The following is a 13,267-nucleotide window of genomic DNA, read 5'->3' as shown; positions in this document are numbered from 1 at the left end:
CGTACGCTGCCCTGGCTCGCTTCGCTGCGCTCGCGATGACGGTGTAGGATCATTGACCGAGCGATCCGGCTGGCGGCCGTAGGAAACACGGCCTTCAGCGACGCGTCCGCGTCGGCATCGAGGCTGATTTCGAATCCACGCATTAGCTCAAGATCGACAAAACAACCGGCTCAATCCGGACAGCAATCCTAGTGTATCAAGAATACACCGCTTTACAGCCTCTCCGCATCGACCCTACACTTTGCCGTGAGGCCCGGACCATCTCCGGGCGATCAGCGACACGCGGCCCAAGCCGCGGCGCCAGGGAGGATGGATGGGTACGGGTCAGCCTCTGCTGGAGGTCGACGGCGTCACGCTTCGCTACAAGACGCCCGACCACCTCGTCACGGCCACCTATCGGGTGAGTTTTCGGGTCTGGCCCGGGGACCGGTTCGTCCTGCTCGGACCATCGGGCTGCGGGAAGTCGACCCTGCTCAAGGCGGTGGGCGGCTACATGGCGCCCACCGAGGGGGAGATCCGGCTGAAGGGCCGCTCGGTCACCGAGCCCGGGCCCGACCGGATGATGGTGTTCCAGGAATTCGACCAGCTCCTGCCGTGGAAGACGGTTCGGCAGAACGTGGTCTTCGCCCTCGAAGCCTCGGGCCGACTGAAAGGCCGTGAGGCGCTGGAGCGGGCCAACCTCTACATCGACAAGGTCAATCTCACGAAATTCGCCGACAGCTACCCGCACACCCTGTCGGGGGGCATGAAGCAGCGCGTCGCCATCGCCCGCGGCATGGCCATGGAGCCCGACATCCTGCTGATGGACGAGCCGTTCGCGGCGCTGGACGCGCTCACCCGGCGGCGCATGCAGGACGAGCTGATGATGCTCTGGGAGGAGACGCGCTTCACGGTCCTGTTCGTCACGCACTCGATCCCCGAGGCGATCAAGCTCGGTTCGCGCATCCTGCTGCTCTCGCCCCATCCCGGCGAGGTCAAGGCCGAGCTCAACAGCGCCGCCACCCCGGAAGCGGCGCTGCGGCTCGAAAACCGCATCCAGCAGATGCTGTTCTCCGAGGAGATCCAAGAGGCCGAGAATGTCTAGCGCGCCCCTTCTGACCGATGCTCCCCCGGCCGTGCCGCCGCGCCCGGCCGCCGTTGAGCCGGTCCGCCCCGAGATCGTGCGGGAGACCGGCCAGGCCCACGGCGCCCCGGTGGTGGAGAAGCCGCTCTCGGCCTTCGAGCGCCTCTACAACCAGGCCTGGCTGCGCAAGATCCTGATCCTGGTCCTGCTGGCGGGGATCTGGGAGGCATATGGGCGCTACCTCGACAACGACCTGCTGTTCCCGACCTTCTCGGCCACCATGGAGGCGTTCTTCCGGGCCGTCGCCGACGGCACCTTGCCGGCCCGGGCCTGGAGCTCGCTGAAGGTGCTGCTGATGGGCTACGCCGCCGGCATCGTGCTGGCGACCCTGCTCACCGGCATCGCCATCGCGTCGCGGATCGGCACCGACCTCCTCGAGACCCTGACCTCGATGTTCAACCCGCTGCCGGCGATCGCGCTGCTGCCGCTGGCGCTGATCTGGTTCGGCTTAGGCAACGGCAGCCTGATCTTCGTCCTGGTCCACTCGGTGACCTGGGCGATCGCGCTCAACACCCATTCCGGCTTCCTGTCGGTGAGCCGGACGCTCCAGATGGTCGGACGCAATTACGGCCTGTCGGGTCCGCGGCTGATCGCCAAGATCCTGATCCCGGCGGCGTTTCCCTCAATCCTCACCGGCCTGAAGGTCGGCTGGGCCTTCGCGTGGCGCACCCTGATCGCCGCCGAGCTGGTGTTCGGCGTCAGCTCCGGGGCGGGCGGGCTCGGCTGGTTCATCTTCGAGAACAAGAACATGCTCGACATCCCGAACGTGTTCGCCGGCCTGCTCACCGTGATCCTGATCGGCCTCGTGGTCGAGAACCTGATCTTCCAGACGATCGAGCGGCGGACCATCCGGCGCTGGGGGATGCAGGCCTGATCGAAGTCCGGCCTGGCATCAGGTCGCGCAGGGGCTGACCCGGCCGATCCGCCATCGTCCATGCGGGATGGTCCGTGATGATCCCGGGCGTTCTTCGGGCCGGGATCGAAGATCTGGCGTGAACGGAACCCGATGTTTCCCGTGAAACGCGCGGGATCCGGAGCCCGCAGGCCCGGCGGACGAAATTCTGCTACACCGTCGGGTCGGAGCCGCATCCGTGGTTGCCGGATCGGAGGGCGCCTGCGCAGGATCGCTCGGTTCTCCGGGACTGCGGATAAGGACGCGACGATGGTTCATCTCGACCGGCGCACGTTGCTGCAGGGCGGCCTCGGCGCGCTCGCGGCCGCCGCCGCGCCGGTGCGCGCCCGGGCCGAGGCGGTCGCGCTTCCGTTCGGCAATGGCGCGCGCCCGCTGGTCACCTATCCGGGCAAGCGCCCGCTCCTGCAGACCACGGCCCGGCCGCCGCAGCTGGAAACGCCGTTCTCGGTGTTCGACGAGGGCGCGCTCACCCCGAACGACGCCTTCTTCGTCCGCTATCACCTGGCCGACATCCCGTTGGAGATCGACCCGGAGACGTTCCGGCTCGGCGTCACCGGCCATGTCGAGCGGCCGGTCTCGCTCTCGCTCGCCGAGATCAAGGCCCTGCCCGGACGGACCGAGATCGTCGCCGTCAATCAGTGCTCGGGCAATTCCCGGGGCTTCTTCGAGCCGCGCATGGCCGGCGGCCAGCTCGGCAACGGCGCCATGGGCTGCGCCCGCTGGACCGGCGTGCCCTTGACGCGCGTACTGGATCGGGCCGGCGTGAAGCCGGGGGCCGTCCAGGTGACGTTCGACGGGATGGACGGGCCGGTCCTGCCCGAGACCCCGGATTTCGTGAAGGCGCTCGGCCTCGACCATGCCCGCGACGGGCAGGTGATGCTGGCCTGGGCCATGAACGGCGAAGACCTGCCCTGGCTCAACGGCTTTCCCCTGCGCCTCGTGGTGCCGGGCTTCTACGGCACCTACTGGGTCAAGCATCTCAACGCGATCACGGTCCGGGACACGCCGTTCGACGGCTTCTTCATGAAGAGCGCCTACCGCATCCCGGACAATCCCTGCGCCTGCACGGAGCCCGGCCAGGCCGCCGCCGTCACGGTGCCGATCGGCCGGCTCAACGTGCGGTCGTTCCTGACCAATCTCGCCGACGGGGCGCAGATCAAGGCCGGCCCCGTGCAGCTGCGCGGGATCGCGTTCGACGGCGGTTCCGGCATCCGGATTGTGGAGGTGTCCGCCGACGACGGCCGGACCTGGACACGGGCGGCTTTGGGGCAGGATCTCGGACCCTACGCGTTCCGGCCCTGGTCGCTCGGCCTGGACCTGGTCCCGGGCGCGCATGCGATCCGGGTCCGGGCCACCGCCAATGACGGGGGCACACAGCCGATGGACGCGCGCTGGAACCCGTCCGGCTACATGCGCAACGGCGTCGAGACCACCCGGGTCCGGGCGGCGTGAGGGGAAACGGGATGCGCGCGCGTCTACTCGGTTTGCTGGCCGCCAGCCTGATCGCCGGTTCCGCCCTGTCCGCACCGCGAACCTACGCGCTGCCGGATCCGACGGCAGAGCTGAAGATGCCCAAGGATGGGGCGGGCGGCAGCCAGGCGCCGGGCTTTGCGGCGGCGCAGGCCAATTGTCAGACCTGCCACTCCGTCGATTACATCGTCACGCAGCCGCCGGGCCGAGGCAAGGCGTTCTGGGAGTCGGAGGTGACCAAGATGATCAAGGTCTACCACGCGCCAATCGACGAGGCGGACGGCCGCGCGATCGCGGCTTATCTGGCAGATACGTATTGAGCGACCGCCGCGCCTCAGCGCAGCGCAACCGCTTGTGCGGCGTAGGTGGCGACGCTCTGCACCGCCGGCATGTCGTAGGCATAGATGCGGCCGGCCAGGATCACGAGCGCGAGCGTCCAGAACACGGCACCGCCGACCCGGCGGGCGGTCCGATCACCCGAAGCGGTCGGGCAGGCCTCGGCCACGCCCTGGGCGACGGGCTCGCCGAAGGGGTCGAACGCCATCGTCGTCGACCGGCTGTCAGGGGTGGTGCGCATGATCGTGAATGTCGCGCTCCGACCCCCGCGCTGCAATGGACGCGTCTTCCGAAGATTTCTCTTGCTGTAGAGCGTCCTTCTCTCTTGCGCGTTCGCGACAAACGTTTTCTTCCCTTTGCCGTGATGCCGACCGCGGAGCGCCCGTCGTGAGCCCCAAAACCTCGTCCCGGACGGGCACCACCGAGACGGCCGCGGGCGGCGCATCCGCCGCCTCCGTGCTGCCGGGCATCGGCCTGTGCGCGGCGATCACCGCCCTGGCGATGGCCGCGCAGGCCCTCGAGGAGCGCGTCGCCGGCCATCCCTATGTCGAGGCCCTGGTGCTGGCGATCCTGATCGGCATCGCGGTCCGCACCGCCTGGACGCCAGATGCCCGGTTCCGCACCGGCATCGCGTTCTCGGCCAAGCAACTCCTGGAAGTCGCCGTCGTCCTGCTCGGCGCCTCCCTCAGCCTCGGAGCGATCCTGGCCTCCGGCCCGGCGCTGCTGGCCGGCATCGTCGGCACCGTGGTGATCGGCATCGCGGCCAGTGTCGGGATCTGTCGGGCGCTCGGCCTGCCGCCTCGGATGGCGATCCTGGTGGCGTGCGGCAACGCGATCTGCGGCAACTCGGCCATCGCCGCCGTGGCGCCGGTGATCGGGGCCCAGCCCAAGGACATCGCGGCCGCCATCGCGTTCACGGCGGTGCTCGGCGTGCTGATGGTGCTGGGGCTGCCGCTGTTCGTGCCCTTCGCGGGGTTGAGCGACAACCAGTACGGCGTCCTGGCCGGGCTTACCGTCTACGCGGTGCCGCAGGTGCTGGCCGCAACCGTGCCGGTGAGCCTGCTGTCCACCCAGGTCGGCACCCTGGTCAAGCTCGTGCGCGTGCTGATGCTCGGACCCGTGGTGGTGGCGTTCTCGCTGATCGCCCCGCGCCTGCCGCGGGAGGCCGGAACGGACCCGACCGGCGCGAAGAGGCGCCCCGGCCTGACCAAGCTGGTGCCGTGGTTCATCCTGGGCTTTCTGGCGCTCGCCACGTCCCGCTCCCTCGGGCTCATCCCGGACGCGGCGGTCAAGCCCCTGACGCAACTCGCGGGCGTGCTGACGGTGCTGTCCATGGCGGCCCTGGGGCTCGGCGTCGATGTGCGTGTGCTCGCCCGGGTCGGCGGCCGGGTGACGCTGGCGGTGACCGCATCCCTGGCCGTCCTCGTCGCCGTCAGCCTCGGGCTTATTCACGGCCTCGGGATCGGCTGAGTGTGTGCGCAGATCCTGATTGGATTCTGAGTCTCGTATTTAGAATTTTCTGTAAATCCGTGTCTCAATGCCCAAGCAACGCGATCGATACGCTCGGCGAAGACAGACACCTGGAAAATCGGTTTCCTTAGAGATGCATTAAAATGCGTCTGACCGGTCCGATCGGCTGAAGAAAACATCTTGACATCGAGATGATTTTTGCTTTGGACACATGGTGTCAACAACGAAATCTTGGACTGGAATTTGCGCTGTGCCCGAAACGATTCCTGAGAGCAGCACCGAACTCGCCGTGCTGGTCGGCGACGTCGTCGCGGCCTATGTCTCGAACAATCCCGTCCCGCCGGCCGCCCTGCCGGCGCTGATCGCGAGTGTGCACGGCGCGCTGGTCAATCTCGGCCGGAAGCTGCCGGTCGAGGCCGAGCCCGTGATCGAGCCGCCGAACGCGGCGCAAATCCGCAAGTCGGTCCAGCAGGACGGCATCATCAGCTTCATCGACGGCCGGTCGTACAAGACGCTGAAGCGTCACCTGACGGCCCACGGCCTGACGCCGGAGCGGTATCGCGAGCGCTACAGCCTGCCGGCCGACTATCCGATGACGGCGCCGGGCTATGCCGCGCAGCGCTCGGCCCTCGCCAAGGCGATCGGCCTCGGCGTTCCGGGTGCCCGCGCCGAAGAGCGCAGGACCGGCACGAACGGCTGATCGGCGCTTCGGCGCCGGCCGCTCACGCGCAATCGGCCGCTGTTTGCCGCGGGCGGAACGGCAGCACGCAGGCGGTCATTCCGGGCCACCAGGCACGGGGCGGCCGCCCGAAGGTGTCGGCCCAGCTCAAGTGGATGATGCGAGCGCCGACGACTTCGGCAACCTCAGCGATCGCCGCCGGCACTTGGGGGGGGCGTTTGGCGGTGTCAGGCCTGTGCGTGGCCCGATGCGCCGATCCCTGGCGCCGGGACGGCTGCGCATCCGGCTGGGTCCGCCTGCGCGGAGACCAGGGATCATCGGGCTTGGCTGAGAACGACACGTCAAAAGTCCTCGTCCGCATTCGAGGAACGAGCGGGGACGGACGTTGCGGTCGGCCGTAGATCCGCCGGGGCGCTCGGCCCTCGACAACGCCGCCATTCTACCGGTCGGCCCGACGCGAAACAGACCGCGTCCGTCCAAAAAACTTGTCTCTGTGTCCCACGGCGTTCCAGGGAGAGGCCAGGACGTCCCGGCCCATCGGCTATGAGGCCCGCGCCCCCGGTACCGCGGCCAGCAGGCTGCGCGTGTAGGCGTGCTCTGGCGCAGCGAACAGGTCGGCCGTGCCGCGCATCTCCACGATGGTGCCGCGATGCATCACGGCGATCCGATCGCAGATCGTCGCCGCCACCCGCAGGTCGTGGGTGATGAACAGCATCGCCAACGACAGCCGCTGTTTCAACTCCTCGAGCAGGTCCAGCACTTGGCGCTGGACCGAGACGTCGAGCGCCGAGACCGCCTCGTCGGCCACCAGCACGTCCGGCTCCATGGCGAGCGCGCGGGCGATGCCGATGCGCTGGCGCTGGCCGCCCGAGAAGGCGTTCGGGTAGCGGGCGGCCGCCTTGGGATCGAGGCCGACGAGGTCGAGGAGGTTCCGGGCGCGCTCCCGCGCCTCCGCGACCGGCACGCCGTGGGCGATCGGGCCCGCGATGATGATCTGCTCCACGGTGCGCCGTGGGTTCAGGGAGGCGAACGGGTCCTGGAAGATCATCTGGATGCGGCTGCGCTGGTGCCGCAGCTCCGCGCTGCGGAGGGCGGTGTAGTCCAGGCTGCCGAGCCGGACGGTGCCGCCGTCGGGCTCGATCAGCCGGATCGCCAGCCGCGCCGTTGTCGATTTGCCGGATCCCGATTCGCCGACCAGTCCCAGCGTCTCGCCGCGCCGCACGTCGAAGGCGACGTCCTTGACGGCCGCGACCACCCGGGGCTTGCCGAACAGGCCGGCCTTGGTGGTGTAGGTCTTGGACAATCCGATCACCGACAGGGCGACCGGGGCGGCCTGCACCGCCGCGCGTTGCGGCGGCGTCAGGCTCGGCACCGCGGCGAGCAGCGCCCGGGTGTAGGGCGCCTGCGGATTGTGCAACACCGCCTCGGCAGATCCCGATTCCACCAGCCGGCCGCGCTGGAGCACCGCCACGTGGTCGGCGATCTCGGCGACCACGCCGAAATCGTGGGTGATGAACAGGACGCTCATCCCGCGCTTGCGCTGCAGGTCGCGGATCAGCCGCAGGATCTGGGCCTGGGTGGTGACGTCGAGCGCCGTGGTCGGCTCGTCGGCGACCAGGACCGACGGCTCCAGGGCCAGCGCCATGGCGATCATCGCCCGCTGCCGCTGGCCGCCGGAGAGCTGGTGCGGATAGGCCCGCACCGCCTCCTCGGGATTGGGCAGCCCGACCTCGGTGGCGAGCGCCACCGCCCGGGCGCGCCGCTCGGCCCGGGTGAGCAGGTTATGCGCCTCGAACATCTCGGCGATCTGGTCGCCGATGCGCATCACCGGGTTGAGCGCCGTCATCGGCTCCTGGAACACCATGGCGATGCGCTTTCCGCGCAGGGCGCGCCAGGCCGGCTCGTCCAGGGCCAGCAGATCCCGTCCCTCGAACAGGATCGAGCCGCCCACGGGCTTGAGTGCCCGGGGCAGCAGGCCGGTGAGCGCGTAGGCGCTCATCGACTTGCCCGAGCCCGATTCCCCGACCACGCAGAGGATCTTTCCGGGCTCCAGATCGAGGTTCAGGCCCTCGACGGCATGCGGACGGTCGGCGCCCTTGGGGAGCGCGATCGTCAGGTCGCGGATGCGCACGACCGGCTCGCTCATGGGTCAGGTCCTCGCTGCGCGGCGGCGCAAAATGTCCGGGCCGGCCTCGCCGAGATCCCAGAACAGCCCGGCCATGATCGCCAGGCCCTCCCGGGTGCTGGAGGCGAGCACGTGCTCGTCCGGCCCGTGCTGGCGGCAGGCCGGGTAGGAATGCGGCACCCAGAGGGTCGGCAAGCCCAGGATCTCCGAGAAGGCGTCGTTCGGCAGCGAGCCGCCGAGATTCGGCAGCAGCGCCGGCTTTTTTCCGGAACTTGCCTCGATCGACTCCAGGGCCCATTCGACCCAGGGGTCTTCAACGGGCAGCCGCGTCGCCTGGAAGACCTCCGCGGCGCGGGCCGGCCGGACCTCGATCATCGAAAAACCGTGCGCGTCGAGATGGGCGCGCACGTTTGGGATCAGGTTCTGCCAGTCGGTGCCGACTACGAAGCGCAACTGCAGGGTCGCCTTGGCGTGGGCCGGCACGGCGTTGAGCGGCCCGTCCGGATCGCCGGTCTTGAAGGCCAGCACCTCCAGGGTGTTCCAGGCGAAGACGCGCTCGGCCGGGCTGAGCCCGGGCTCGCCCCAATCGGCGTCGATCGTCGGCGCGCTTGGGTCCTCGCCGACACGGATGTCGCGGAGCGCGGCGCGCACGCCCTCGGGGATCGGCGGCGGCCGCAGGGCCTCGACCAAAATACTGCCGCGGGCATCGACCATCGAGGCGATCGCCGAGGCTAGCACCGTGCCGGGGTTGCGCAGCAGGCCGCCCCAATTGCCGGAATGGTGCGGCCCCTCGCGTAAGACGAGGCTCAGCTCGAAATTGTAGGCGCCGCGGGAGCCCAGGAACACCGTTGGCCGCTCGGCACTGAGCCGCGGCCCGTCCGAGGCGATCAGCACGTCGGCGCGCAGGGCCTCGGCCTGCGCCCGGCAGAACGGCCGCAGGCCCGGGGAGCCGGCTTCCTCGCCCATCTCGATCAGCAGCTTCACGTTGAAGCCCAGACGGCCGTCGCGCGCCGCGATCACCTGCTCCAGGGCGGCGAGGTTGAGGACGTGCTGGCCCTTGTTGTCGGCGGTGCCGCGCCCGTACCAGCGGTCGCCCTCGACCACGATCTCCCAGGGCCCGAGCCCTTCACGCCACTGCTCGGGATAGCCCCGCACCGTGTCGCCGTGGCCGTAGATCAGCACGGTCGGCAGCTCCGCGCCCTCGTGCCGCTCGGCGATGAGGAAGGGGCCGTGTACCCCATCCGGGTTGGGAGAGGTCTTCGGCGTCTCGAAGCCGAGCCGGGCGACCAACGGCATGACGAAGGCGTCGAGATAGGCGCGGAGCGCCGCCTCTTGGCCGGGGGCCTGGCTCTCGGTGGGCATCGCCACCGCCTCCCGTAGGAGCGCGAGGAACGCGCCCGAATCGAAGGCCTCTGTGGCGCGCGCGATGGCGTCGTCTCGCGTCATGGTGTGTTTCCCGTGAAACATTTTGGTGCCGTGCCGGCCGGCCGCGTCAGTGGCGCGCCTCGGGGGCGGTGATGTCCCGCAGGCCATCGCCCAGAAGATTGATCGCCAGCACGAGCAGGAGGAGGGCCACGCCCGGGATGGTGATCACCCAGGGCTGGAAGAACATGTACTGCTTGCCCTCGGCGATCATCAGGCCCCAGGACGGCAGCGGCGGCTGCACCCCGAGCCCCAGGAACGACAGGGCGGCCTCCAGCAGGATCGCGTGCGCCATCTCCAAGGTCGCCACGACGATCAGCGCGTTGAGGATGTTGGGCAGGATCTCCTGGAGCACGATGCGCAGGTCGGTGAGGCCCGAGGCGCGGGCCGCCGAGACGAAATCCTGGTTGCGGATCTGCTGGGTGGCGGCCCGGGTCACCACGGCGAAGCGATCCCAGAGCAGGAAGCCGAGCACCAGCACCACGACCTTCAGCGAACCGCCGACCAGCGACGCCATGGCGAGCGCCACCAGCACCACCGGCATCGCCAGCCGGGTGGTCACGATGTAGCTCACCAGCGAATCGACCCAGCCGCCGAAATAGCCGGCGCAGAGGCCGAGCACCGTGCCGATCAGCCCGGAGATCAAAGCCGCCGAGATCCCGATCAGGAGGGAGATCTGGCCGCCGTAGAGCAGGCGGCTGAGATAGTCGCGCCCGAGCTTGTCGGTGCCGAGCACGTGGTCCCAGGTGCCCTTGGCCTGCCAGATCGGCGGGATCAGGCGGCGCGAGACATCCTGCGCGTAGGGGTCGTGCGGGGCGATCAACGGGGCGGCCAAAGCCGCCATCACGATCAGCCCGAGGATCCCGGCGCCGATCAGGAAGCCCGTGTGGCGCAGGCCCCGCCGCAGGATGAGGCGGGTGGGGGAGGGCACCGGCGCCAGGGCGTTCGGCGCGTCCGGCCGGAGGGCGGGGGCGGCGAGCGCCGCCGTGTCGGGGGGCAGGCTCATCGCGACCTCAGGCTTGGCGCAGGCGCGGATCGAGGAAGGCGTTCAGCAGGTCGGCCGCCAGGGTCAGGCCGATGTAGATCATCGCCAGCACCAGCACGATCGCCTGGACCACCGGGAAGTCGTTGCGGGCGATGGATTCCCAGGCGAGTTGCCCGAGCCCCTGGAGCGAGAACACCGCCTCGATCGCGATCGAGCCGCCGAGCATGAAGCCGAACTGCACCGCCGACAGGGCGATCACCGGGATCACGGCGTTGCGCAGCGCATGCCGCACCAGGATTTTTCGCGGCGGCAGCCCCTTGGCCCGGGCGGTGCGGACGTAGTCGGAGGCCAACACCTCCAGCATGCCGTTGCGGGTGAGCCGCATCACCGCCGGCATGGCGTAATAGCCGAGCGCCACCGCGGGCAAGATGAAGTTCTTCCAGGTGGCGTTGCCCGAGACCGGCAGCCAGCGGAGGTTGACGGAAAAAATCAGGATCAGGGTCAGGCCGAACCAGAAGCTCGGCATCGCCTGGCCGAGCACCGAGACCGACAGGGCGAGCCGGTCGATCCAGGTATCGCGGCGGACCGCGGCGATCACCCCGAGCGGCACCGCCACGAACAGAGCCACGCCGAGCGCGATGAAGCCGAGATAGAGCGTGATCGGCAGGCGGGCGGCGAGCAGGTCGATCACTCGCTCGCGGAAGTAGAAGGAATTGCCGAAATCGAGGTGCAGCGCCCGCCAGGCCCAGGTCAGGAACTGGGTGACCAGGGGCTGGTCCAGGCCGTATTCCCTCCGGATCGCCTCGATCTGCGGCCCCGTGGATTCGGGGCCGGCGATGGCGGTGGCGAGGTCGCCGGATAGGTGAAGCAGCAGGAAACTCGCCACCGAGACCGTGAAGGCCACCGCCAGGGCGACCAGGACGCGCCGGAGGGTGAAGGTCAGCATGGGGTCCTGGCTCCTTCCTGGCGACGGGAGACGACGGATCGGTTGGTGCTGACGGGATCCGGACGGATCGCGGGTCCCCTCTCCCGTGCGGGAGAGGGACAGGGTGAGGGACGAGAACTTTCCGGAGAGGTCGCACCCCTCACACCAACTCTCTCCCGCACGGGAGAGGGGGCCGGTCGCGACGCGGTCACCCCCCTCACTTCCAGGACGCCGCGTAGAAGCGCGGCACCTCGTCCGGCTGGGCGGTGAAGCTCAGGTCCGACGTGAAGGCGTAGTTGGTGGCATAGGAGAACATCGGCAGGGCGTAGGCCTGGGCCGCGATCCGCTGCAGCGCCTTGGCGTAGGCGGCCTTGCGCGTCTCTGGATCGGTCGAGCCGTCGCCCGCCTGCAGGTCGGCGATCACCTGTGGGTCCTTGGTCAGGTCCTCCTCGCCGCCGCGGAAATACACCCCGTCGAAGGCCGAGACGTCCAGCACCGAGAACGACCCCCAGGTCTGGTAGCCGATCGAGATCTTGCCGGCCCGCAGGGAATCCCGGAACGCGGCGTAGCGCAGGTAGTTGAGCCGCACCGTGATGCCGACCGCCCCGAGATAGCCGATCACCGCCTCGGCGTAGTCCCGCTCGCGGTAGGCGCCGAGATCGATCTCGAAGCCGTTTCCGTAGCCGGCTTCCTTCAGCAGCGCCTTGGCCTTGGCCGGATCATAGGGATAGCGCATCACACCCTGGTCGGTGCAGCCGAACTGGTCGACGAAGCAGAGCGCGTTCATCACCCGGGAGGCGCCGCGCACGAGGTTGTCGACCATCGCCTTGCGGTCGATGGCGTAGGAAATCGCCTGCCGGACGCGCACGTCCTTGAGCGGCGAGTTCTCCCGGGCGCGGCCGAGCGTATCGAACTGCAGGAAACCGACCCGCATGGTCTCGGAATTGAGCACGGTGACGTTGGGGGCGGCGCGCAGCTGCTCGGCCTGATCGCTCGGCACCCGCCAGATCCAGTCGACGCCGCCGGTCATCAATTCGGCCATCCGGCTCTCGCCGTCCGGGATGACCCGGAACTGGAGCTTGCCGATCTTCGGCTTCCCGAGCGGGCTGCCGGCCCAGTACTGGGCGAAGCGCTCCATGCTGACGCCGCGGCCGCTGTCGACCTTGGTGATCCGGTAGGGGCCGCTGCCGACCGGCGCCCTGGCGAAGCGGTCGAGGCCGACCTTTTTGAAGTAGGCGGCCGGGAAGATCGGGGTCGGGCCGGCGAGGTATTCCAGCGCCGCCGGGAACGGCGCCTTGAGGTGGATCCGCACGCTGTGCGGGCCAGTGACCTCCACCGACTTCATCCAGTCGACGTTCTGGCGGGTGACCGTGCGGGCCTCCGGCGTCAGCACGTAGTTGAACGTGAAGGCCACGTCCTCGGGTCCGAGCGGGTCGCCGTTGTGGAAGGTCACGCCCTCGCGGATCGTGAGGTCGAGGGTCGTGTCGTCCGCCCAGGTCCAGGCGGTGGCCAGCATCGGCTTGTAGCTGCCGTCCTTGGGGTCCCGGTACAGCAGCGTGTCCCAGCAGTTCCGGGCCAGGATCACGCCCTCGCGGGCGCTGTTGTGATACGGGCTGACGTTCTCCGGCTCGCTGTCCGAGGCGTAGACCAGGGTGTCGTCGGCCTTGCCGGCCAGCGCCGGGCTCACAGCGACCAGGGCGGCCAGAGAAGCCCCGAAGGTGATCGTCCGTATCGGCATGTCGACTCCGTCTCCGACGGCGCGGCGGCAGGTCGAGCGAAGAGATTCCGCGACTGCCGCCTTTTTCACCCTGCCATGATG

The 13,267-nt window shown here is 69.2% G+C and carries 12 protein-coding genes; 6 read left to right on the top strand and 6 right to left on the bottom strand.

Translation table 11 applies throughout. From position 1 onward, the window contains the following. The first annotated feature begins 313 nt into the window (after positions 1-313). The 4 genes from MKL11_RS22940 (at position 314) to MKL11_RS22925 (ending at position 3,826) form a co-directional block, all read left to right on the top strand. Positions 314-1,084 carry an ABC transporter ATP-binding protein gene (locus tag MKL11_RS22940; RefSeq protein WP_243947588.1) on the top strand — a complete coding sequence of 257 codons (771 nt, stop codon included), beginning with the start codon at positions 314-316 and terminating at the stop codon, positions 1,082-1,084. Further along, complete coding sequence (locus tag MKL11_RS22935) at positions 1,077-1,997, top strand: ABC transporter permease (protein WP_243947586.1); 921 nt, start codon at positions 1,077-1,079, stop codon at positions 1,995-1,997. The genes MKL11_RS22940 and MKL11_RS22935 overlap by 8 nt, the downstream gene beginning before the upstream one ends. 288 nt (positions 1,998-2,285) lie before the next feature. Continuing rightward, complete coding sequence (locus tag MKL11_RS22930) at positions 2,286-3,488, top strand: molybdopterin-dependent oxidoreductase (RefSeq protein WP_243947584.1); 1,203 nt, start codon at positions 2,286-2,288, stop codon at positions 3,486-3,488. Between the two features lie 11 nt (positions 3,489-3,499). Further along, positions 3,500-3,826, top strand: coding sequence for a cytochrome c (locus MKL11_RS22925; protein ID WP_243947583.1), 327 nt, complete (start codon positions 3,500-3,502; stop codon positions 3,824-3,826). Positions 3,827-3,840: 14 nt separating this feature from the next. On the opposite strand, the gene MKL11_RS22920 is transcribed toward MKL11_RS22925, so the two are convergent. Next, positions 3,841-4,083 carry a hypothetical protein gene (locus MKL11_RS22920; protein WP_243947581.1) on the bottom strand — a complete coding sequence of 81 codons (243 nt, stop codon included), beginning with the start codon at positions 4,081-4,083 and terminating at the stop codon, positions 3,841-3,843. 146 nt (positions 4,084-4,229) lie between these two features. On the opposite strand from MKL11_RS22920, the gene MKL11_RS22915 reads away from it, so the two are divergent. Both MKL11_RS22915 and MKL11_RS22910 read left to right on the top strand, forming a co-directional pair. After that, entirely contained in the window at positions 4,230-5,312 is a 1,083-nt protein-coding gene (locus MKL11_RS22915; protein WP_409565899.1) for a YeiH family protein, read from the top strand. A 250-nt stretch (positions 5,313-5,562) separates the two neighbouring features. Then, positions 5,563-6,012 carry a MucR family transcriptional regulator gene (locus MKL11_RS22910; RefSeq protein ID WP_243947579.1) on the top strand — a complete coding sequence of 150 codons (450 nt, stop codon included), beginning with the start codon at positions 5,563-5,565 and terminating at the stop codon, positions 6,010-6,012. A gap of 520 nt (positions 6,013-6,532) precedes the next feature. Here the strand turns inward: MKL11_RS22910 and MKL11_RS22905 are convergent. From MKL11_RS22905 to MKL11_RS22885, 5 genes are all read right to left on the bottom strand, one after another. After that, complete coding sequence (locus MKL11_RS22905) at positions 6,533-8,137, bottom strand: ABC transporter ATP-binding protein (RefSeq protein ID WP_243947577.1); 1,605 nt, start codon at positions 8,135-8,137, stop codon at positions 6,533-6,535. 3 nt (positions 8,138-8,140) lie between these two features. Then, a complete protein-coding gene (locus MKL11_RS22900; RefSeq protein ID WP_243947576.1) occupies positions 8,141-9,562 on the bottom strand; it encodes a M20 family metallopeptidase in 1,422 nt (473 codons plus the stop codon). A gap of 46 nt (positions 9,563-9,608) precedes the next feature. Further along, positions 9,609-10,544, bottom strand: coding sequence for an ABC transporter permease (locus MKL11_RS22895; RefSeq protein ID WP_243947574.1), 936 nt, complete (start codon positions 10,542-10,544; stop codon positions 9,609-9,611). A 7-nt stretch (positions 10,545-10,551) separates the two neighbouring features. After that, positions 10,552-11,469 carry an ABC transporter permease gene (locus MKL11_RS22890; protein ID WP_243947572.1) on the bottom strand — a complete coding sequence of 306 codons (918 nt, stop codon included), beginning with the start codon at positions 11,467-11,469 and terminating at the stop codon, positions 10,552-10,554. 196 nt (positions 11,470-11,665) lie between these two features. Beyond that, the gene (locus MKL11_RS22885; RefSeq protein ID WP_243947570.1) at positions 11,666-13,186 is read right to left on the bottom strand and encodes an ABC transporter substrate-binding protein; all 1,521 of its coding nucleotides are present in this window, start codon (positions 13,184-13,186) and stop codon (positions 11,666-11,668) included. Positions 13,187-13,267: the final 81 nt, after the last annotated feature.

Source organism: Methylobacterium sp. J-077 (assembly GCF_022829365.1).
In the GTDB taxonomy this organism is placed as follows: Bacteria; Pseudomonadota; Alphaproteobacteria; order Rhizobiales; family Beijerinckiaceae; genus Methylobacterium.
Note: the sequence above shows the minus strand (reverse complement) of the source record. Positions and strands in the feature narration are given on the sequence as shown.